This window comes from Psychrobacter sp. M9-54-1 (assembly GCF_016613355.1).
GTDB classification, from domain to species: domain Bacteria; phylum Pseudomonadota; class Gammaproteobacteria; order Pseudomonadales; family Moraxellaceae; genus Psychrobacter; species Psychrobacter faecalis.
The window spans coordinates 53,005-75,526 of the sequence record NZ_JADGFW010000001.1 but is presented as its reverse complement, the minus strand read 5'-3'; the positions used below and the strand labels follow the sequence as shown (position 1 = coordinate 75,526).

The window sequence follows — 22,522 nt, the reverse complement described above, 5'->3', positions numbered from 1 at the left end:
CTCATTGTAAATGCAAAGATAAATGATTGTAACGTTTAACTAAGCCTATTGATATGCTTTTCTCGACATTATGGTCTAAAAAGTCGTAGAAAAATCTGGGCGCTGGCGTTTACTTTTAGCAATTGCATCTATGCGAAAACGCCTTTTACGTGCTTTTCTTACGATTTTTAATAGCCAATTTTTTATAAAAACCTTATTTATAGCTGCCCTTTTTAGCAAGATTTTTAGCAACAGAACATCAACACTGATTTATTAAGACCGATTTACAGAGACGACAGACAGGAACATTATGAGCAAAATTGAAAAATTAGATGACTTTCACCTAACCATCGCTGAGATTAAGAAAAAAGACTACCCGCAGCTTAAAGCCTTGATGGATCGCGTTTATGTCAACTTGGGCGGCGCATGGTCAAAAAACACCATTCATGCTTTGATTGATGCCTTTCCCGAAGGGCAGATTGCGCTATTTGACCACGATGAGCTGATTGGCATCGTGCTCTCTATGCGCGTCGATTACAACAAGTTCTCTAATCCGCATACTTATGATGACTTAATCGGTCATAAAGAAATTATCAGAGACAACCCTGAAGGCGACGCGATTTATGGGCTTGATGCATTAATCGACCCTGAGTATCGTGGGTATCGTTTGGGGCGTAGGCTTTATGATGCGCGTAAAGAGCTGTGCCGTCAGTTAAACTTCCGCGCTATTTTAGCTGGTGGTCGTATTCCCAATTATCATAATCATCAAGATTTGACCCCTGGCGAATATATTGAAGCTGTAGAAGCGCGTGAGATTCATGACCCAGCGCTGTCGTTCCAGTTATCAAATGGCTTTATTGTGAAACGTATTTTGACCGCGTATTTGCCAGATGATGCGCAGTCAAAAGGCTTTGCCACGCTACTTGAATGGGCGAATATTTATTATGAGCCGCAAGATTATAAGCCAAATACCCGTAAATCTGAGGTGCGTATCGGCGGTATTCAATGGCAAATGCGTGAGGTGGAGTCACCTGAAGAGCTGCTGCAACAAGTTGAGTTCTTCGTCGATATCATGGCCGACTACAACTCTGACTTTGCTTGTTTGCCAGAATTCTTTAACGCGCCATTGATGGGACTGTGTGAATCGACCGATCAAAACGTCGCGATTCGCTTTTTGGCCGGTTATACCGAATGGTTTAAAAACGAGATTTCGCATTTGGCAGTCAGTTATAACGTCAATGTCATCACCGGTTCCATGCCGTTCTTGGACGACGATGATACTTTATATAACGTCAGTTATTTGTGCCGCCGTGACGGTACGGTCGAAGAGCAGCGCAAAATCCACATTACCCCGCATGAGCGTAGCGCGTGGGTGATTGAAGGTGGCGATGAGGTCAAAGTATTTGACACCGATGCTGGTCGTATCGGTATCTTGGTTTGCTATGATATTGAGTTCCCAGAGCTTGCGCGTTTGATGGCACTTGATGACATGGATATTTTGTTTGTCCCATTTTGGACAGATACCCAAAACGGCTACCTGCGCGTACGCCACTGTGCGCAAGCACGGGCGATCGAAAATGAATGTTATGTGATGATTTGCGGTTCGGTCGGTAACTTGCCGCAGGTTGAGAGCTTGGATATTCAATATGCACAGTCGTCTATTTTCTCGCCATCAGATTTTGCGTTCCCGCACGATGCGATTATGGCGGAGACCACCGCCAATACCGAAATGGTGTTTTTCTCTGATGTGAACTTAGACAAGCTTATTCACGTTCGTAATGAAGGCTCGGTACATAATTTACTTGACCGCCGTGATGATTTATTTAGCTTAAAATGGAAAAGAAAAGCCAAAGTGCCAGCGAGTAAATTATCAGATGCTGAGCGCCGTGAAAACTCTGGTAGCGTGCTTATCGGTGACCCATTGCAAGACCGCGCGAAAAAACCTTAAGCGCTTATATTAAAAGACAAGCATTAAACATAACAATCTAAAAATTATAATAAGACGGCTGACCATTCAGCCGTTTATTTTTATCTATTAACATTTAAGCGCAAAAAAGCAGCCATTATGACCACTGATTCTAATCTTAATATTACAAAAACTCCTGAGATATCAAAAAAAACGCCCAAGCAAAAGCTATTGTCTGTTGCTAAAAATCTGCTTATATATGGTTTGGCATTTGCGATCATTTATATGGCGATTAACTGGTGGCGCCAACCGGTCATGCCAGCCAATCCGCAATTGCAACTAATCGACTATCAAGGGCAAAGCGTTGATTTGTCAGCGATGAGTCGGGATAAGCCAACGCTGGTATACTTTTGGGGAACGTGGTGTCCGGTTTGTCGGGTAACCTCGCCGACGATAGATAAGCTTGCGGCGGCGAATAATTATCCTGTGGTAACGATTGCGATTAAATCCGGTTCTGATGAAGAGTTGCATAGCTACCTTGCCGAGCACAATTACCGCTTTACCACTATTAATGACCAAGAAGGTGAAATATTTGCTGATTGGCAAGGCCAAGTAACGCCGTCTTATGTGGTTTTGAAAAACGGCGAGATGACGCAAGGCTTGACCGGTATTCAGCCGCTTTGGTCGCTCAAATTGCGTTTGTGGTTATCAGAAGTTTTTTAACCCTTGGTCACTGGTATAAAATCTAATAAATGGTCAATTAAAGGGTCTAGACCTATGCTTTAATAGATGGCGCATTACTGCTAATCAATCATTGCTTTTGGCTAAAAATAGGACGATACCGGCCAGCTCTTTTTACCCTACCCATTTTGTCATATAATAGCTGCCGTTACCCTATTCCCTTTTCTAAGTATTCTGCTAAAAATATTTTTTGTTGCAATCGTCTGATTAGTATTTATGATGGACGTGTCCATTTACAATCAAGTGATAAGCAACTTATTTTGTGCCATGTTTCTTAAGCAAATTTTTCCAAGTAATAAATAAAAGACTAGCATCGATTATCTAATATTTAACCCCATATACCTTTAATATTAAGCCCGAATTTAAACGCTATTTCTAACCACCATTTATAAGACGCCTTCTATGACTGATAAAAGTAACGACACCCCAAGCCACGATTATAAAGACACCCTAAACCTTGCTGATACCCCATTTGCGATGCGTGCCAACCTTGCCAAACGTGAGCCAGACTGGCTGGCGGCTTGGGAAGCAGACGACGTGTACGGCAAAATTCGTCAGGCGCGGGCGGGCGCGACCAAATATATTTTGCACGACGGCCCTCCATACGCCAATGGCCAGATTCACTTAGGTCATGCGGTCAATAAAGTATTAAAAGATATTATCGTCAAATCAAAAACCTTGTCAGGCTTTGATGCGCCTTACGTGCCCGGTTGGGACTGTCATGGTCTGCCTATCGAACAAAAGGTCGAAGCCAAAGTTGGTAAAGTCGGTCAAAAAGTCTCGGCAACTGAATTCCGTGGTCTATGCCGTGAATATGCAAGTACCCAGATTGAGCTACAAAAGGCGGACTTTAAACGTCTGGGCGTGTTTGGTGATTGGGACAATCCTTATCTAACGATGAACTTCCACCAAGAAGCCAACATCGTGCGCGCGCTTGCTAAAATCTATGATAACGGCCACGTCACACGCGGCATGAAGCCAGTCAACTGGTGCTTAGACTGTAGCTCTGCGCTAGCTGAAGCCGAAGTTGAATACCAAGATAAAGTCTCAGACGCTATCTATGTGAGCTTTGATGTACTGGATACCGACAAGGTTGCAGCATTAAGCGGCGTTGAAGGTAATATCGCCGCGATTATCTGGACGACAACTCCTTGGACGTTACCAGCTAACCAAGCCATCTCGGTACACCCTGAGCATGGCTATAGCGTGGTCGCGACTGCCAAAGGTAACTTCTTGTTAGCCACCGACTTGGTTGAAAGCGCATTAAGCGAGTTTAAACTAAGTAACGATGGCATTCTTGCTACTGTATCAGGACGCGAGCTTGAAGGCCTGCGCGCCCAGCATCCATTGATTAGCGAGCGTCAAGTGCCGCTTATCCTAGGTGAGCACGTAACCACCGATAGCGGTACTGGCCTCGTCCATACCGCACCGGGGCATGGTCTTGACGATTATATCGTTGGCCTGAAATATAACTTGCCGGTTGAAAACCCAGTCAGTGGGACGGGCGTTTATCTAGACAGCGCCGCGGTATTTGCCGGTGAGCACATTTATAAAGCCAATCCGCAAATCATTGCAGCACTGCATGATAACGGTCATTTAATCAACCATACCAAAATCGAGCACAGCTATCCGCATTGCTGGCGTCATAAGTCGCCGATTATTTTCCGCGCCACGCCGCAGTGGTTTATTAATATGGAAACCAAAGGCTTACGTGAGCGTGCGCTTGCCGATATCCCAACGGTCAATTGGACGCCAGCTTGGGGTCAAAACCGCATTGAAGCGATGATGACCGGTCGCCCAGATTGGTGTATCTCACGCCAGCGTACGTGGGGCGTGCCGATTACCTTTTTCACTCATAAAGAAACCGGCGAGCTGCATCCAAATACGCTAGAGCTGATGGAAGTGGCCGCGCAAAAAATCGCTGCAGGCGGCGTTGAAGCATGGTTTGATGCCAGCTGTGAAGACTTCTTAGGGGCGGAAGCGGCAGACTATGATAAAGCAACCGATACGCTAGACGTTTGGTTTGACTCAGGAACGACGCATTTTGCCGTTCTTGAGCAACGCGATGAATTAACCAATCCTGCTGATATGTATTTAGAAGGCTCTGATCAGCATCGCGGCTGGTTCCAGACCTCACTGCTTACTTCTGAGGCGATGTACGAGCGCCCCCCGTTTAAGCAAGTATTGACCCATGGTTTTGTCGTTGATGAAAACGGTCGCAAGATGAGTAAATCACTGGGCAATATCATCACGCCGCAAGACGAGATTAATAAAACAGGCGCGGATATGCTGCGTTTGTGGATTGCGTCGAGCGATTATCGTTATGAGATGAGCGCAGGTAAAACGGTCTTTAAAGGCGCAATCGATATGTATCGCCGTATCCGTAATACCTTACGCTTCTTACTGGCGAATACTGATGACTTTGATCCAGCGACCAACAGCGTTGATATTAATGAGCTGGTCAGCCTTGATAAATTTATCATTGAGCGTGCGCAAACGGTACAAGCGCAAATCATCAGCGCTTATGATGCGATGGACTTTCACCAAGTCACCCAGCATATCACCGCGTTTTGCTCGCAAGACTTAGGTAGCTTTTATCTCGATATTATCAAAGACCGTCAGTACACTACCCAAACTGATGGTCAGCCTCGCCGCTCTGCGCAAACGGCGATTTATCATATCGCCCATGCGTTGATTCGCTGGATTACGCCGATTTTATCATTTACCGCGCAAGAAGCGTGGGAAGTATTGCAAGGTAAAAATGGCACTGACACAGGCTACGTATTTACTGAAAGGTGGTATGAGTTCCCAGCGTTTGAGCTTAGCGCCATCAGTAGCGACGACTGGCAACGTATCATGCAAGCAAAAGATAGCGTTAATAAACATATCGAAACCGCGCGCGGTGAGAAAATTATCAATGCCAACCTCTCGGCTGGCGTAGATTTATATGCTGACGGTGCGATGTATGACAGCTTAGCCAAGCTTGGCGAAGAGCTACGTTTTGTCCTGATTACCAGTAGCGCAACGTTAAAACCAATGAGCGCTGCGCCTGCTGATAAAGCCAACGCAAAAGCCGATAGCAATGAAAATGAAGACGCATCGGGTGATTTAGTGGTTAACGTCAGCGCTGCGACGGGCACAAAATGCGTACGCTGCTGGCATATCCGTGATGATATCGGTACAGACGCGACGCATCCTGAACTATGCGCGCGCTGCGTGACCAACGTCGCAGGCGACGGCGAGGTGCGCCATTATGCCTAACTCACCTGAAAATAAGCAGCCGCAGGTTGAGGTCGATAACTCGCCTACGCCTGCGCATGCGACTACGGGTAGTTCAACCACGCCTAAAGGTCGTCTGAAGAAGACGCCAAAAATGGTCGCTAATGGCAGTCGCGCCTTTATGTGGTACTTGCTGGCGCTTGCTGTGCTTATCATTGACCAGTGGACGAAATGGTTGGCTGAAACCAATCTCAATTTCCTTGAGCCTGTGCCCGTGATTGAGCCGTTTTTAAATTGGACGCTTGCTTATAACTATGGCGCGGCGTTTAGTTTTTTAGCAGACCAAGCAGGTTGGCAAAAATGGTTTTTTGCCGGATTGGCACTCGTAATGTCGCTATTTTTAATCGGCTATCTGGTCAAAGCACCGCGTAAAGCCAAGCTGTTATCGCTTGGCTTGGCTCTGGTACTTGGTGGCGCTCTTGGCAACCTGATTGACCGCTTGCTCCATGGTCACGTGATTGATTTTATTCACGTGCATTACGCCGACGTTTGGCATTATCCAATCTTTAATATTGCCGATATTGGTATTTGTATTGGTGTGGCGCTGATTGTGATTGATATGCTATTTTTAGAAAAGAAACGTGATGCTTAAATGATATAAATACAATGACTTTGCAAATAGGCTACCAAATCGGTAGCCTATTTTTTTGCGCCTTTTTTGAGAAACAGTATATTAAAGATTATTGATAACGTAAGCGATATAGTCGAGTGACGCTAAAAACGCTAAAGTATATTAAGTTCAATATAAAAAGGGTACTGCCATGTCTGATAATCAAAAGTCTCCTAGTCAAACATCTAATCAACAAAAAAAACCTATTGCTCAAAAGCAAATTTCTGCTGCTAATGAAAATAATAAGCACGCTTTTACTTTATCAGTATTACAAGCTGATATCACCACCTTAAATGTTGATGCGATTGTCAATGCGGCCAATTCAAGCTTGCTTGGTGGTGGCGGTGTCGATGGCGCAATACATCGGGCAGCGGGACGTGAATTATTGGCGTATTGTCGTACCTTGAATGGTTGCCAGACAGGTGATGCCAAAATCAGTCCCGCGTTTAAGCTGCCCTGCCAATATGTGATTCATACCGTCGGTCCTGTTTGGCATGGTGGCAATCGTCACGAGCCAGAGCTACTCATCAGCTGTTATCAAAACTCACTGGACTTGGCAGTTGAAAACAATCTAAGCAGCATTGCTTTTCCATCTATCAGTACCGGCGTGTATGGCTACCCAATCGAAAAAGCAGCGCAAATTGCTGTGGGTACGGTGCAAGATTATCTACAGAATAGTTTAGGCGAAACGTCTGAGCTTTCAATTCGTGAAGTCATTTTTTGCTGTTTTTCAGCCAGCGATGCAGCGATTTATAAGCAAATGTTAGAGCAGGATTAAAAGTAAAACATGCTTAGAACAATGCTTTTAATCCCGTTAAGTCGCCACCGTTTACCATAATAAATAACAACCCTGCCAAATTAATAATGACGGTCAAATAATAAACGATACGAAATTCCGGCTTTTGTGACTTATGACGTAAATAGGTTTGTGCGACCAGCGCCCCAACCCAACCGCCAAGCGTACTTAACAGATGCAGCGTTGACTCAGGCGTACGCCAGTCGCCATTTTGGGCAGCGGCTTTGTCTTTGGCATACATGCCATAGGTAATGACGCCTAATATCACGTACCAAGCAATCACTAGCCAGCTTAGCTTATTCATGACCGCCAATAAAATTACAACCCCATAAAAACCAATACCAAGGAACAAGCGTTTCTTTTGCCCTGCTTCAAATTCTGCTTGGGCGCTGCGTTTGTGGTTTCGCTGACGGATTTTCTGATTCTTTTGCGCCATTTTTTGTTGTACAAAGCTGAGTTCTTGTACATCCTTTGCTTGCAAACGCCCCTGATTGTCTTGCCCTACTGTAAAAACCACTTGCTCGCCAATTTCGGGACGGCGCTGGGCTTTAAACGCACTAACATGAAAGAATACCGACTCTCCGGCCGCAGTTTCGATAAAACCAAAACCTTTATCGTCTTGCCATTTTTTGATATGACCTTGTTGTTTATGTGCCATCGGTTTTGCCATAAATACGTCGCTCTCTCTTAGATTCATCAAATATATTACACTATTTGCGTTACACTATTTAGGCTTACATCTTTTATGAGATGACTTATCATTTCTGACATTATTTTTATCCACATTTTTAATTATTTTATAACTCGCAATAGGTGGCTTTTATTATGACCGACTCCCAATTTATCACCCCTAATGAAGACATTCGCATCACCCAGGGCAGCCTTGTGAAGCTGCATTTTGAAGTATCGCTCGAAAACGGTACGGTGATTGATTCAACCTTTAACCGCGACGAGCCAGTGACGCTGACCGTTGGCGATGAGAGCTTTTTACCGGGTTTTGAGCAAGTGCTGATGAACCTACGCGCTGGCGATACACGCACCGCCCACCTTGAGCCTGAGCAAGCATTTGGTGAGTGGAACCCTGATAACATTCAGCATTTTAGCTGCACCCAATTTGCCTTAGTCGCTGATAATCCTGAAATCGGAATGTTGGTCGAGTTTGAAGATAAAGGCAAAAACACCCTGCCCGGTACCATTAGCGCCATCGATGACGACGAAGTCGAAGTCGACTTTAACCATCCACTTGCTGGTCAATCGGTACTGTTTAAAGTAAAAATATTCCAAGTCACCCCGCCGGGCGTCACAGGTATCAAGATTATGTAGTATGAAAAACGGCTTGTGAATAAAACCTTATTGAGAATAAAAACAGGGATAAACAGATGCAATATCAAACACTGCCGCAACTGAATGAAAAAGTCTCCAAAATCTGCTTAGGAACGATGACCTGGGGGCAGCAGAATAGCGAAAGCGACGCGCATGCCCAGATGAATCTAGCACTCAGTGCAGGCGTGAATTTTTGGGATACCGCTGAAATGTATCCGTCGCCGCCTGATAAAGACAAGCAAGGCGATACCGAACGCTTTATGGGAACGTGGTTTAACAAAACCAAACAGCGCGACAAGGTCATTCTTGCTAGCAAAATCTCACCGATGGATTTTTTACGCGATGGTCAGACGCGTTATACAGCTGCGCAAATCAGTAGTGCTATCGATGGCAATCTTGAGCGTTTGCAAACCGATTATATTGATATTTATCAGTTGCATTGGCCTGAACGGCAAGCGAACTTTTTTAGCCAGCGCGGTTATAGTGAAGAGATGGCAGCGCAGTCGCTGGATGATTTGACGCCTTTTTTAGAAACCATCCAAGCACTAAATGACGAGATCAAAAGAGGTCGCATTCGTGCTTATGGCCTATCAAACGATACCGCTTGGGGTCTGATGCGCTATCTGTGGGAAGCGGATAAAAATGGTTTAATCGCGCCTATCACGGTGCAAAATCCTTATAGTTTGCTTAATCGCCTATATGAAGTTGGCATGGCAGAGATTGCCCATCGTGAAAATGTCGGTCTACTTGCCTACTCGCCGCTCGGCTTTGGGGTATTGTCTGGTAAATACCTTGACGGTAAACGTCCTACTGGCGCGCGCCTGACGATGTATGACCGCTTTGCTCGTTATACCAATGACGAAGCAAAAGCCGCCACCGCCCAATACGCCAAAATCGCTGCCGATGCCGGCTTGGATATGGCGCAAATGGCATTGGCCTTTGTCAATTCGCGCGCGTTTGTCACTAGTAATATCGTTGGCGCAACCACCACTGAGCAGCTGCAATCAAATATCGATAGTATCAATGTCACCTTAAGCGCAGATGTGCTAAAAGCGATTGAGGCGGTACATACCCAGCACCCTAATCCGTCGCCATAATTTTCCGACATGAGATTCTGATATTGCTCAGCTTTTAATAAGCTGACGTTCAAATATTTGCATAGCAAAGAAAAAGGCGCCAATCGTTAGTATTGCTCACTAACGATTGGCGCCTTTTTTATGTCTACTTGTCTGCTACTACTTTTTCTATTAAAGCGGTTATCTTTCAAGCAGTTTTATACTTGTTTAAGGTTTAGCAGCTTTCGTTAAAACCCGCGAATGCAGTTCAGCCAAGCCTTCTTGCATATGCGCTTGTAACAAATCGGTTAGCTGGCTTTTATTCAACCCTTTAGGATCTATCGGCTCAAGCGGTAAGACAAAAGCCGTCACATCTTTACTGTCAAGCACCTTTTTTAGGCTATCTTTCATCGTCATTTTGCCATAATAAGGCAGCGCCTCACTTAACGTGCCATCTTTATTGACATATGCAATCACCAGTGGGCGTACTGGGACGTCAGCATCTATCGCCGCTTGCAGCAAAGTGCCGTGGATACGTTTGATTTTTTTACCATCAGTGGTCGTCGCTTCTGGGAAAAAGATAACCGAAAAACCTTTGGTTAAAAAATTGGCAATTTGGGCGGCGACCGTGCCCGCATCACCGGAACCACGCTCGATAAATACCGTCCCTGCGGCATGCGCAAGCTTACCAAAGATTGGCCAATCACCAATTTCTGCCTTTGATAAGAAAAAAGCAGGGCTTAGCGTCCCCACTACCGGAATATCCATCCACGATACATGGTTAGACACCCATAGACCGTGATGCTGCTCTACGCGCTCGACTGCCACGACCTGCACGCCAAACGAGCCTGCCATTTTTCGGCAAAAGGCTTGAATATAGCGCGGTAGCTTTTCGCGCGGTGGCTGTTTAAAGGCACCTATACGCTGGGCGGCGCGCAATCCGCCAGCGATGGTGGTGGTCATGCCAGCGATCTGTTTGCCGCGACCTAATTGCTGTTTGAGTGAAAAGCCTGACTTAGATTGGCTCATCTGTGTCCCTCATGGTTAAAAACTTATGGGTTAAAAATGCTTTATTACATCTTAGTGCTAAAAAAGCTTAATGCTTAAAAGAGTGCTGCCTAAAAAACGTATGATTATATCTCGTAAACAAGGGCAATGAGTATAACAAAATTTATTTAATCAGTGATGACTTGTACACTGAATTATGAGTGGCTTTTGTTAATAGTCTCAGCTTAAAATCTTTATTGATAAAAATATGTACCCTTAAACGCTGTAACATAAAGACGTAGCTAATTGCGTTTATACGCTTTAATATCAAATGATAAGACCACATATAGAGGGTCATATGAACGCTATATCGATACTCATTGAAGCGGTCATAGCGATTTATCTACTTTAATAATAGGTGATACTCTTTGGAATATTTTGAAAGACATGAAGGTGGCGAGCGCGCCATTATCGTCCATTTAGACATCCGCCAAATTCAAGATCCCGATGATCTAAATGAATTTGAGCTACTTGCAGATTCGGCAGGCGCTGATCGCTTGGCACTGGTCACAGGCTCACGCTCGCGTCCTGATGCCAAATACTTCGTTGGTAGCGGTAAAGCACAAGAAATAGCAGAATTGGTGCGCGAATACGACGCCGATATCGTACTTTTCAATCACAATTTATCGCCATCGCAAGAGCGTAATATCGAAGCCTTGGTACAATGCCGCGTGCTTGACCGCACCGGCTTAATTTTGGATATTTTTGCCCAGCGCGCCCGTACTTACGAAGGTAAACTGCAGGTTGAGCTTGCGCAGTTAAACCACTTATCGACACGATTGGTGCGTGGTTGGACGCATTTGGAGCGCCAAAAAGGGGGTATTGGTCTACGTGGACCCGGTGAAACTCAGCTGGAAACGGATCGCCGCTTATTACAAGTGCGTGTCAATCAGCTGAAAAATAAACTGGAAAAAGTACGCCAAACCCGTGCCCAAGGTCGAGCGCGTCGGCAAAAATCAGACGTCCCGACCATCTCGCTCGTCGGTTATACCAACGCTGGTAAATCTACCCTATTTAATCGCTTGGTCGATGAAAACATTTATGCCGCCGACCAATTATTTGCCACCCTTGACCCGACCTTGCGCCGTCTTGACTGGCAAGGAGTTGGCCGCGTCGTTTTGGTCGATACCGTTGGATTTGTCCGTCATTTGCCGCACGAGTTGGTCGAGTCGTTCCATGCAACCTTAGAAGAGACACTAGAAGCCGACTTACTACTGCATGTCATTGATTCATCGAGCGAAGACATGCACGAGCAAATTCAAGCGGTAAAAAACGTCCTTGCTGAGATTGACAACGATGTGCCCGTGCTGAATGTTTATAATAAAATTGACTTGACCGATGAGCCGGCACACATTGGCTATGCAAAAGAAGGTCAGCCAAATCGGGTGTATGTCTCTTCGCGCCAAAACCTAGGCATGGAAGAGTTGTCGCTTGCTGTACAGCAATTATTGACGGGCAACTTAACTACTTTTGATTTGACCCTACCGTATAATGCCGGTCAATTTAAAAATACCTTGTACGAGCTTGGCGTCATTTTGGAAGAAAGCTATGACGATAATGGTCATGAGCGCCTAACCATTCGCTTGCCAAGTGATAGGCTCAAACAGCTATTGGGACAAGCCAATTTAAAGCCGTTAGATGTATTGCCATTAGCACAAGCAACACTACTAATGCCGATACTTGAAGAGTTTGAGCAAAAAGATGAGAGTATGGATGCAGCTGCCTCTTTAACGGCAGAAGAAGAAGATGCTTTTGCTGAATTTGAAGCGTTAAACCCTGCTACAGAGAAATCTGATTCGCAAAGTTAAACAGTCTCGTTGCCAGTTATTTAATCGGGGTGAAGTTAAAAAGGACGCTATCAAATGATGACGTCCTTTTTTATATTTGTAGCATATAAGGGATAATGGACAATTATGATATAGTCAAAATATCCTAAAAACGCGACGGTATTGCTGATATCAGTTTTTTGTAGCCTCTGTCTGCGCAGGCACAGCAAGCAAGAAAAATTGATATCAACAGTGCGTGCTGTATTGTTATTACTTTTCACTCACTATACGAGCCATTTAGCAACAGCTTAATAGCAGCAATCAGCGCTTAGGCTTTATTAGTATGGCTACTGCCTATATAATCAGCTTTTGCTGAAATGCTTTTATCAACATGCTTTTGTTAACACACTGGCGTTAAACTCTCTTTTTTAGCATATTTCCCTTTTTATAACCGACTTGGCTAGGATTGCTTATGAGCTATACCTCTACTTCTAACATGCCTTTATGGCTGGCGCTAATATTGACGCTGATTATGGTCGTGGTGGTTCGCGAGTTAGCAGTCGTTGTCTGCCAATGGGCGGGCATTGAAAAAGCGGCTAACATCGTCGGCCTGTTAACGATGTTTGTTATTTTAATTGTTTGGCGAGTCATAAAAGGGCTACCGCATTGGCTAACCCAAGCAAGCAACACCTTACTGGTCGATAGTGGTTTTGCTTTTTTGCCCGTTTCTGCCGGTGCAGGTTTGCTGCTATTTGCGCTAGGTGATGAGTTTTGGGGCGTGATGCTGACTATGATTATCAGTACCCTTATTCCGCTTTGGGGACTGGCTATCCTTGCCAATCGCTCGCTTAATAATAGCGATAATACAGATGGCAGTCATGATGACAATATGAATATGACCAACAAACACAAGGGACAGCATTAAGCTCTGTTAATAAGGCAACGTTATGAGTTTTGATAGTGTGTTTAGCGCAACCCTTGCTGCGATAGCATTAACCTTGGCCGCCCACGTTATTGCCCGTGTCCTTGCGCGCAAGCTGTCATGGTTGCCGATGGTCATCACCGCTTTGGTCTTAGTACTGCTATTTTTATTCATTTTGCAATGGGATTACAATCATTATTACAGCGTGGCAAAACCGGTATTTGATCATTTATTAGGCTATGTGACAGTATTATTGGCCGTGCCATTGGCCGCGATGAACTTTAAGGGTTTACCAGTTAAAAAGCTAACCATGATTGTGGCACTGGCAAGCGTGGTTGGCGCCTTGCTACCCATGTCACTGGCCTATTTATTTTCGCTTAGCCACGAGACCATTTTGGCATTTGCGACCCGCTCAGTGACCACGCCAATTGGTCTGAGCGTCGCCGATTTGATTAAAGCACCGCTGGCATTAGCAAACTTAATTATTATCGTTTCAGGTCTAATCGGTGGCACCTTAGCGCGCTTTTTATTTCGCGGTATTGATGACGACCGCGCCAAAGGTCTCGCGCTTGGCTTAGCAGCACATGCTTTTGGTACTGTAGAAGCATGGCAAATCAGCCACACTGCCGGACGCTATGCCGCCTTTGGCCTAGCGGTTAATGGCTTAGTTACCGCTGTCTGGGTACCTATTTTTATCAGTGCCTTATCGGTTTAAAATATTTTACCTTCCGTTTAAAACTCCTAAAGCCCATCCTTCTTGCTGGGCTTTTTCGCCTATATGAATTGTATTTGATAGTATTTTTAACGTCATTTCTTAACTATTCTTATAGAAAAAATAAAGGCATAAACACTGCTGTTGTATACCGCTTAACCATCTTCATTTTATTACCATCTTGATTTCATTCAGCTTTTTTACAAAATAAATGGATTTTTGACGTCGCGTGCACGCATTCAGATGTGGCAAAAACTTATTTTGTGTTATAGTAAGCAACTATTATTTTTTGTATCTATTGCAAGTGGTTTTGTTAGACGTGAATTTGTAGGTAGCCTATTTGAGCGCTATAAGATCCTACAGACGCGATAACCGCTTTGATGCGCAACCTTACGCGCTTATAGGCAAAGCAATTTGCTCTTACTTAATAAAAAGTGATAAACCTATGATAACTATTGCCCCTTTACTGACGCGCTGCTTGTCACCCCTTTTACTCTCTGCCATTGCTTTATCTAGCCTACCTATCACCGCTCAAGCGGGAAACATGTATATTTATAAAGACAAGAGCGGCCAAGTTCTGCTTACCAACGTCAATCCTAGCGGTAATTTTGATAAATTTAATAAAAAAGTAAAAACCACCTACTATAGAGATTCAAGCGCCTACAATGCGGGGAGCAGCTATAGCAATGATTACGGTAGCAGCACGGCGAGTAGTAGCGGCAGCCGTAACTCTTACGACAGTTATATCCGCGCCTCGGCTGCCCGTCATGGTATCGATCCTGGCCTTATGAAAGCCATGATGCATACCGAATCGGCGTTTAATCCCAATGCACGCTCACCTGTTGGCGCCCAAGGCTTGATGCAGCTGATGCCGGCAACGGCGCGCCGCTTTAATGTCAGTAATCCGTGGAATCCTGCTGATAATATCGAAGGATCAGCGAAATATATCGCTTGGCTGATGAAACGTTTTAATAATAACGTTGAGTTTGCGGTGGCAGGTTATAATGCTGGTGAGGGGAACGTCGATAAATACAATGGTATTCCTCCATTTAAAGAAACACGCAACTATGTCAAAAGCGTCATGAGCCGCTATCATAGCTTATATAAGAACGACTCAGCGCTATCGGGTAATACCATGAATGCCAATAACGCTACGGGCACTACCAATGGCGGCGGCGTGCAAAACGTCAGTTACGGTACAAGTAGTAATGGCAACAGCGCCAGCTATGCCAATTCCGCTTATTTAGCGTTACGTTAATATTGACGTTTAAGCTGGTAGTTGCAGGTAACCTGAGAATAAGTAGCCTAAAAATAAATAAATGAACCTTTAAAATACTTAGCTTTTAAAAGTTACAGACACAAAAAAGCCCGTTAATATATAACGGGCTTTTTAATATCTATATGATGTGCTCTATACGATTTAAAGCTTACTTGTTCGCCGCTTGCGTGGCAGCAACTTCAGCAGCAAAGTCTTCTTGCTTCTTCTCGATGCCTTCGCCAACTTCTAAACGTTTGAAACCAAGAACTTTTACGCCTTCAGATTTTAATACGTCACCAACTTTTTTCTCATTGTCCATAACGTATGGTTGACGTAATAAGGTTACTTCGTCTAGGTATTTGCGCAAACCACCTTCGATCATTTTTTCAACAATATTGTCAGGCTTGCCAGATTCTTTCGCTTTGGCTTCGATGATGTCTTTTTCGCGTGCTAGTACATCAGCATCTACGCTTTCGTCATCTACGGCAACTGGGTTGAACGCTGCAATGTGCATGGCAAGGTTTTTACCAGTTTCTTCGCTGCCGCCTTCATAAGATACGACCACACCGATACGTAGGCCGTGACGGTACGCAGCGATATTTGCGCCTTCTAGTACTTCAACGCGGCGAATTTGAATGTTTTCACCGATTTTTTGTACTAAAGATACACGCGCTTCTTCAACGGTTTGATCATCGCTATAAGACAATTCAGAGATAGCAGCAACGTCAGTGACATTGTTTTCTAGGGCAAGATTGGCCACTTTTTCTGCAAATGCAGTGAAGTTTTCATCTTTTGCAACGAAGTCAGTTTGGCAGTTTACTTCTAGCAAGAATGCTTTGTTGTCACCTTGAGCGATGATGATAGCGCCGTCAGCTGCGATGTTACCTGCTTTTTTAGCCGCTTTTGCTTGACCAGATTTACGTAGGTTATCAATGGCAACTTCGACATCGCCGTTTGCTTCTTCTAACGCTTTTTTGCATTCCATCATGCCAAGACCAGTACGGTCACGCAATTCTTTTACCATTTTGGCAGATATTTTTACTTCTGACATAAGAGTTACCTTTTATGATGTAGGTGAGTATTGTTATGTAAGGGAGTGCACGATATCTAAACGCGCTGACATTCTGTGCAATAAGTCAGTAATGCTCGGCGCGTTAATAATAAGGCATGACGAGTAAAACTACATCATGCCTATTATAGATTTCCATAAACTTTATGCGATTAGTAACCTTATATGGCTGCTAATAGCTAAACTATCAAGGCATCCTTACAAAGTTAAACCTTATCGCTTAGCAATTACTCTGCTGGAGTCGCTGCTTCTTCAGTTTTCGCGTCAGCTGCCGCTTCAGTGGCAGGAGCCTGCTCAGCGTCTTGTGCTTGGTCAGCTTTACCGCCTGCTTGAGTTTGTGCGTATTCTTTACCAGCGATAATCGCATCAGCAATAGAAGTTACATACAAAGTCACAGCACGGATAGCATCATCGTTAGCTGGAATGATGTAATCAACGTTATCTGGGTTTGAGTTGGTATCAACGATACCGATAACTGGGATACCTAGATTTTTAGCTTCTTTGATAGCGATTGCTTCATGGTCAACGTCGACGACGAAGATTGCGTCAGGTAGGCCCCCCATGTCTTTGATACCGCCCAATGAACGCTCAAGTTTTTCCATATCGCGAGTACGCTCTAATGCTTCACGCTTAGTCAGCTTAGCAAAAGTACCGTCTTCAGATTGTTTTTCAAGCTCTTTTAGGCGATTGATTGACTGACGTAGGGTTTTCCAGTTAGTCAACATACCACCTAACCAGCGATGGTCAACGTATGGCATGCCAGCGCGTTGTGCTTGCTCGCGGATAACGCCGCTTGCTGCGCGTTTAGTACCGACGAATAATACTTTGTTTTTCTTAGCAGCTAGGCCGTTTACGTAAGTCAATGCTTCGTTAAACGCTTTTACTGTGTGCTCTAAGTTGATGATATGAATCTTGTTACGGGCGCCAAAGATGTATGGACCCATTTTTGGATTCCAAAAACGTGTTTGGTGACCAAAGTGAGCGCCAGCTTGTAATAAGTCGCGCATTTCGATTTTGGTTGGATTGTTTGAAGCCATGTGAAATTCCTATTGGTTGGGTTATGCCTCCACATCACAAAAACTGCCTATCTAGCGACACGCATTTGCTAACGGTTAATGTTTAACGTTTATTGAAACAGCACTAACTTTTTTGCAAATTAATCAAGTCGCCAAACACCCAGCAATTTTTTGCCATGATGTGTGTGTCATTGTTTGATGGGTTGATTTAAAAATTGAGCTATGATTTGAAAGTTCAGAATAATACTGAATGATAAAAATAGCTGGGCTGTATTTTACCATATAACGCTTAGCGACTGCTAGCGCTATTATGCAGCTCCAACGGATTATTGCCCATAAAAAAACGACGTATAAACGTCGTTTTTCTTTACCTTATTATTCGCTCTTATTCTTGTGTGCTCAGTTTAAAACTAAGCGATAGAGATACCAATGACTGCCTTGTAGCCGCGCCATGTAAAAGGCGTGATATAGCTTTGGCGGTCTTTTGGTAAGTAAGGAATACTCGGTATGCCTTCAATGATTTTGGGCGGTGAAATAATAAAATCGGCACCAAACTCAGTACGCGCGTTACCTGAAATGGTGTTTGCCATCTCACCCAACAAGTCTTTCATCATCGTAATAGAGGAGTCAGGCTCGCCCATTACTTTGATGACTTCACGTAAAAGAGTGCTTGGCGCGCTGACGTAAACGCACCCTTCAAGCGGTCCAGAGATTTTAATCATACCGCTATAATCATAACCCACGGCATTTTTATTACTATTCAAATACGGCGTATCAATCACTACTGACTCATCATCAATCTGTGCAAAAAACGCACTGATTGAGCTTAAAAAGACGCCTAACTTATCTACATTAACCATAATCGTTTGTCGTCCGTATTAATCATTATTAGGGGCTGTGTTTAGTCTTGTAGACAAACCACAATCTCACCAATTTGACCGCGCCAACTGACTGGAATGATAAAAGAACGCCCATCTTTAGGTAGGATAATGCTTTGCGGTGAGCCTTTAAACACCAGTGGTACAGAGATATGAAACTCTGAGCCAAATTCGTTGCGCGCATTACCCGATATAGTATTGGCAACCTCACCAGCAAGATCGACCAAATTATCTTCGCTTTTATCCGTTTCGCCCATACTATCGAGGATACTATTTAATAGCGAGCTAGTGGCAGAAAAATAAACCACGCCTTTTTGTACCCCTGAGATACCGATGACACCAGTGTAGTCATGGACTTTTGGCTGTTGATTTTCTAGTAAATAAGGGGTATCAACGACAAGCTCTTCATTGCCAAACTGATTAAAATAATTGGTAATGATACTCACAAAAATTTGTAACTTTTGCTCTTTCATAATATGTATTCTTTAATAATATATTTACTAAATTGATTAGGGGTGTCCTCATTTAAAGATAGCCGTAAAAACGAGCTAAGCTTATAAATTAAATGGAGGATACGCCCTAGATGCTAGTCTTGTACAAGCTCATACAAAGACTCTACCAGCTCTTCTTCTGAAAAAGGCTTACACAAGAATCCGCTCGCGCCCAGTGATAAAGCTTCAATACCCGTCGATTTATCAGACAACGCCGACACCACCAAAATCCGCACCTCAGGGTCTATTGCAATGATTTTTGCAATGCATTCAAGCCCATCCATTTGCGGCATGGTCAAATCCATGGTAACCACATCCGGACGATGTATATTAAATTTCTCAATCGCTTGCACACCACTGGTCGCCGTCGCCACTAGCATGAACTTACCTGAATCATAAGCACGCTGAATACGGTTTCGAATGATATTTGAATCATCAACAATCATTAATTTGTACATAATATCTTTTTATCCTTAATTACGCAGTCGGTAAGGTGATGACAAAACGGGTCATTTTGCCAAGCTCACTGTTTACATTAAGCTTACCGTCATACTCTTTTACTAAAGCCTTAATGACATCTAAGCCCACGCCGCGTCCACCATCTTCGTCCGCATGCTCTTTGGTCGAAAAGCCAGAAGTAAACAACGTTTTAAGCAACTCACCTTCCGTAAGCGCGCTTGCGTCTTCACTGTTATAGCGACCAGCGGCAATTAATTTATTGCGGATGCCTTCGTAGTTGATGCCTTGACCGTCATCTTGTAATACGATGATTAAGTTTTGCGCATCACGTTGCATCTCTAAATCAATACTACCGATGGCAGACTTACCAGCAGCCTGACGCGCTTCAGGAGACTCGATACCGTGTACCACTGCATTACGTAATAACTGAATACTGATTTCCCGAACCGGTTTTTTCAGACGTTCAGGGATGGTAACGTGCGCTAAGTTATGACCATTTAGCTGTACTTGTTTGCCTTGTCTAACCGCGATATCTTGCGCAAAATCTTGATAGTAAGCCAACTGCTCTTCAGCGACATCGTCATTCAAATCAATATTATTGCCGCCGGCAAAAGAAGCAGTGGCAACTGATTGATTTGCTGCTGACGCATGGTTGGTACTTGATAAACTGGCGGTCACAGCTGCTTTTTTCATCGGCTGAGCGCTTGCATGACTCTTTGGCGCGGCTTGGTTAATACGCTCACCTAATGTCTCAATGGTGTTTGATAGGCTGAGTAAGTCATCCAAATGGACAGCCAGTGGTAAGAAGTTATTACCTGATAGCTTGCCCTGATTTTGCAGCGCATCAAGTTTGTCTTCTGCGTCTGCAGCAATTTTGGTAAAGCTGTGCAATTTAAGAGCCGATGCTTCACCTTTTAAGCTGTGCATTTCGCGATAAATGGCATTCAGCTTACCTTCCAGCTCAAACTGCGAGCTACCAGGATTTTTCAAGATATTGTTCATCTTATCAATATGAGCTTTGGTATTGCTAATAAACTCATTAATGATTTTTGGATTGACGTTTAAGATGGTGGTCAACATCTCAATTTGCATGTCGTTTTGTGAACGCTCTTTTTCTAAGCGCTGCTCTAAATAAACCGCATCTGAGACGTCGTTAACGTTGACCAAAATGCGCGCAATGTCTTTGTCTTCATAAACGCGTGAAAATTTAAAGTCGAGGTAGCGATTTGTTGCGCTCTCTTCACCAGAAGTATTGTGCAGCATGACTTTGTTCAATGGATTGAGTGAATCAACCAATTTTTCTTTAACACGTGGGTTATATAACTGCTCGATAAACTGACGCGTGGTTTTCAAATCCTTGTCTGAAATACGGCCACGTAGTACATCAGCAAAGTTTTCACCTGACAATCTGTCTTCACCGATAATGCCGTTTAGGGCGCGTGAATGCTGCTGACCAATGTTCAAATCTTTATCTAACAAGAATAGGCCCGTATTTACGGTTTCCATGATTTCTTGCGTTTCGCGACGAGCCGCCAATGCTTCAGCATCAGTATCACGCAAACGACGTACAAAGAAGAATACGAAGATTAGGAAGTAAGCAAAAATAGCCGCAACACCCAATATCTGAATCAGACGAATGGTATTTGCTTGGCGTTCCGCGTTAATAAACACTTCATCGGTAAGCTGGTCTAACGAATCGTTAATAAGCAAACTTGAGGTCTTCGCTTGCTCTACTGCTTGAGTCAATTCATCAGACGAATCGACCATGATATTATCAGCGTCTTTTAGATAAGCTTGGATCTTGGGTTCTAAAAGCTGCCATTGTTCATTAGCCGCCGTAATTTGAGTCTGAGACTGACTGTTGATTGATGGTAAATTATAGCGTTTACCATCAATATCGGTAATTTCGCCACCTTGTTCGATCGCATTAATAGAACTAGTAATGAGCGTTGCATTCTGTTCCAAACGCTCTAAAACCCGCTGGATATGCGGAGAGTTGGTATCTTCACCATAGCTATTATCTAAGTCGAATAGATCTTTGATTACTGCTTGAGCGCTATTGGCAACTTGGTTGGTTTGGTCAATTAAAACGGTATTTCTTTCAAGTAAGCTTGATGTATAAAAAGTAAATGCCAGCAATGCGCCAATCAATGATAAAAACAGTGCGATCGAAACAATTAGACTGCGATAGCGCTTATTTTCGATATTATGTGTGGTTGCCATCTTCTTTGAGCCCCTTAGTTCGTTTGCTGACTGTTAGTATTGGTATTAGTAGCAGGAGCAGTCTCGCCCAACCATTTTTGCTCAATATCTCTAAACTTACCTTTTTCTTTGAGCTTAGCAATACCCTCGTTAATGCTCTTGATAAGTTTGGCATTACCCTTTGCCATCAATATCACTTGCTGAGCTGAAGGGTTGTCTTCACCTTCATAAGGTACGATAGTCACCTTGTGTTCAGGATGATTCTTTGCCGTATATTGTAAAATAGGTAAATCATGCAAAATCACGTCAACCTTTCCTTGCATAAGGTCTTCAAATAGCAAGAAAGCTGTGCTTTCGGTCGTCATTTCACTATATTTGCCCATTGCTCTGAGCTGGTCATCTTGCTTTGAACCTTCCATAGCAGCGACATGCATACCTTGTAAGTCTTCTATGCCATTAATTTTTACATTACTTTTTGCATACATGATTGAAGATGGATTAAAAAAGTAAGTATCAGATAAACCATATTTTTCAGCACGGTCGTCTTTGTAAGAGATGCCTGATATCGCTAAATCACGACCACCTGATGCCACGCTATCAAACATGTTTTGCCAAGTTTCTTTATAAAACTCAACTTTAAAACCTTGCTCCTCGCCGATAGCACGAATCGAATCAATATCAATACCCTGCATATTGCCGTAGTCATCTTGAAAAGAAAACGGCGGCATCGTGCCTGTAGTCGCAACTTTTATCACTGGCGCTGTATCAGGTAGCTGACTGACGAAGTTGTCTTTATTATCGGTCGCACCGTTGGCATCAGAGCTTTCTTGAGTTGTAGAGTTACCACAACCAAATAAGCCCACACTCAACATAATCGGTAACACTCGATATAACTGCTTCATATCCTATCCTTATGCCTCGGCGTTGTATTACAAATTAAAAAAATACTCCTAAAAATCGTTGTAATACTTATACAACAATCTATTACAAGAAGTTACGCTGGATAATAATTG

20 protein-coding genes are annotated in these 22,522 nt (G+C 43.7%); 11 read left to right on the top strand and 9 right to left on the bottom strand.

Annotated elements, in window-relative coordinates; translation table 11 throughout:
• The first annotated feature begins 289 nt into the window (after positions 1-289).
• From IQ457_RS00310 to IQ457_RS00290, 5 genes are all read left to right on the top strand, one after another.
• The gene (locus tag IQ457_RS00310; protein ID WP_068403999.1) at positions 290-1,927 is read left to right on the top strand and encodes a carbon-nitrogen hydrolase family protein; all 1,638 of its coding nucleotides are present in this window, start codon (positions 290-292) and stop codon (positions 1,925-1,927) included.
• Positions 1,928-2,044: 117 nt separating this feature from the next.
• Positions 2,045-2,608 carry a protein disulfide oxidoreductase gene (locus IQ457_RS00305; protein ID WP_200661631.1) on the top strand — a complete coding sequence of 188 codons (564 nt, stop codon included), beginning with the start codon at positions 2,045-2,047 and terminating at the stop codon, positions 2,606-2,608.
• A 420-nt stretch (positions 2,609-3,028) separates the two neighbouring features.
• Positions 3,029-5,887 (top strand): isoleucine--tRNA ligase, encoded by a 2,859-nt coding sequence (gene ileS / locus IQ457_RS00300; RefSeq protein ID WP_200661630.1) that lies wholly within the window; start codon positions 3,029-3,031, stop codon positions 5,885-5,887.
• Positions 5,880-6,497 carry a signal peptidase II gene (gene lspA / locus IQ457_RS00295; RefSeq protein WP_200661629.1) on the top strand — a complete coding sequence of 206 codons (618 nt, stop codon included), beginning with the start codon at positions 5,880-5,882 and terminating at the stop codon, positions 6,495-6,497. The genes ileS and lspA overlap by 8 nt, the downstream gene beginning before the upstream one ends.
• A gap of 169 nt (positions 6,498-6,666) precedes the next feature.
• Complete coding sequence (locus IQ457_RS00290; RefSeq protein ID WP_200661628.1) at positions 6,667-7,293, top strand: O-acetyl-ADP-ribose deacetylase; 627 nt, start codon at positions 6,667-6,669, stop codon at positions 7,291-7,293.
• 13 nt (positions 7,294-7,306) lie between these two features.
• On the opposite strand, the gene IQ457_RS00285 is transcribed toward IQ457_RS00290, so the two are convergent.
• The gene (locus IQ457_RS00285; protein WP_200661627.1) at positions 7,307-7,981 is read right to left on the bottom strand and encodes a DUF1294 domain-containing protein; all 675 of its coding nucleotides are present in this window, start codon (positions 7,979-7,981) and stop codon (positions 7,307-7,309) included.
• A gap of 155 nt (positions 7,982-8,136) precedes the next feature.
• Between IQ457_RS00285 and IQ457_RS00280 the strand changes: the two genes are divergently transcribed.
• On the top strand, positions 8,137-8,634 hold the full coding sequence (locus tag IQ457_RS00280) for an FKBP-type peptidyl-prolyl cis-trans isomerase (protein WP_200661626.1): 498 nt from the start codon (positions 8,137-8,139) through the stop codon (positions 8,632-8,634).
• Between the two features lie 56 nt (positions 8,635-8,690).
• A complete protein-coding gene (locus IQ457_RS00275; RefSeq protein WP_200661625.1) occupies positions 8,691-9,731 on the top strand; it encodes an aldo/keto reductase in 1,041 nt (346 codons plus the stop codon).
• A 186-nt stretch (positions 9,732-9,917) separates the two neighbouring features.
• Here the strand turns inward: IQ457_RS00275 and IQ457_RS00270 are convergent, their stop codons facing one another.
• Entirely contained in the window at positions 9,918-10,718 is an 801-nt protein-coding gene (locus tag IQ457_RS00270; RefSeq protein WP_200661624.1) for a lysophospholipid acyltransferase family protein, read from the bottom strand.
• Between the two features lie 386 nt (positions 10,719-11,104).
• Between IQ457_RS00270 and hflX the strand changes: the two genes are divergently transcribed.
• The 4 genes from hflX (at position 11,105) to IQ457_RS00250 (ending at position 15,394) form a co-directional block, all read left to right on the top strand.
• Complete coding sequence (hflX, locus tag IQ457_RS00265; RefSeq protein WP_200661623.1) at positions 11,105-12,544, top strand: ribosome rescue GTPase HflX; 1,440 nt, start codon at positions 11,105-11,107, stop codon at positions 12,542-12,544.
• A 430-nt stretch (positions 12,545-12,974) separates the two neighbouring features.
• On the top strand, positions 12,975-13,427 hold the full coding sequence (locus IQ457_RS00260; RefSeq protein WP_200661622.1) for a CidA/LrgA family protein: 453 nt from the start codon (positions 12,975-12,977) through the stop codon (positions 13,425-13,427).
• A 22-nt stretch (positions 13,428-13,449) separates the two neighbouring features.
• Positions 13,450-14,139, top strand: coding sequence for an LrgB family protein (locus IQ457_RS00255; RefSeq protein WP_068403983.1), 690 nt, complete (start codon positions 13,450-13,452; stop codon positions 14,137-14,139).
• A gap of 442 nt (positions 14,140-14,581) precedes the next feature.
• Complete coding sequence (locus IQ457_RS00250) at positions 14,582-15,394, top strand: lytic transglycosylase domain-containing protein (protein WP_200661621.1); 813 nt, start codon at positions 14,582-14,584, stop codon at positions 15,392-15,394.
• Positions 15,395-15,563: 169 nt separating this feature from the next.
• Here IQ457_RS00250 and tsf read toward each other — a convergent pair whose 3' ends face one another.
• The 7 genes from tsf to IQ457_RS00215 all read right to left on the bottom strand — a co-directional run bounded on the left by tsf (position 15,564) and on the right by IQ457_RS00215 (position 22,411).
• Positions 15,564-16,445, bottom strand: coding sequence for a translation elongation factor Ts (gene tsf / locus IQ457_RS00245; protein ID WP_144297563.1), 882 nt, complete (start codon positions 16,443-16,445; stop codon positions 15,564-15,566).
• A gap of 245 nt (positions 16,446-16,690) precedes the next feature.
• A complete protein-coding gene (gene rpsB, locus IQ457_RS00240; RefSeq protein WP_068403976.1) occupies positions 16,691-17,500 on the bottom strand; it encodes a 30S ribosomal protein S2 in 810 nt (269 codons plus the stop codon).
• 389 nt (positions 17,501-17,889) lie between these two features.
• On the bottom strand, positions 17,890-18,339 hold the full coding sequence (locus tag IQ457_RS00235; protein WP_200661620.1) for a chemotaxis protein CheX: 450 nt from the start codon (positions 18,337-18,339) through the stop codon (positions 17,890-17,892).
• A gap of 41 nt (positions 18,340-18,380) precedes the next feature.
• Positions 18,381-18,830, bottom strand: a complete 450-nt coding sequence (locus IQ457_RS00230; RefSeq protein WP_200661619.1) for a chemotaxis protein CheX — start codon at positions 18,828-18,830, stop codon at positions 18,381-18,383.
• A gap of 113 nt (positions 18,831-18,943) precedes the next feature.
• A complete protein-coding gene (locus tag IQ457_RS00225; RefSeq protein ID WP_200661618.1) occupies positions 18,944-19,306 on the bottom strand; it encodes a response regulator in 363 nt (120 codons plus the stop codon).
• Between the two features lie 19 nt (positions 19,307-19,325).
• Positions 19,326-21,530: an ATP-binding protein gene (locus IQ457_RS00220; RefSeq protein ID WP_200661617.1), complete on the bottom strand. Its 2,205-nt coding sequence runs from the start codon at positions 21,528-21,530 to the stop codon at positions 19,326-19,328.
• 14 nt (positions 21,531-21,544) lie between these two features.
• A complete protein-coding gene (locus IQ457_RS00215) occupies positions 21,545-22,411 on the bottom strand; it encodes a substrate-binding periplasmic protein (protein WP_200661616.1) in 867 nt (288 codons plus the stop codon).
• Positions 22,412-22,522: the final 111 nt, after the last annotated feature.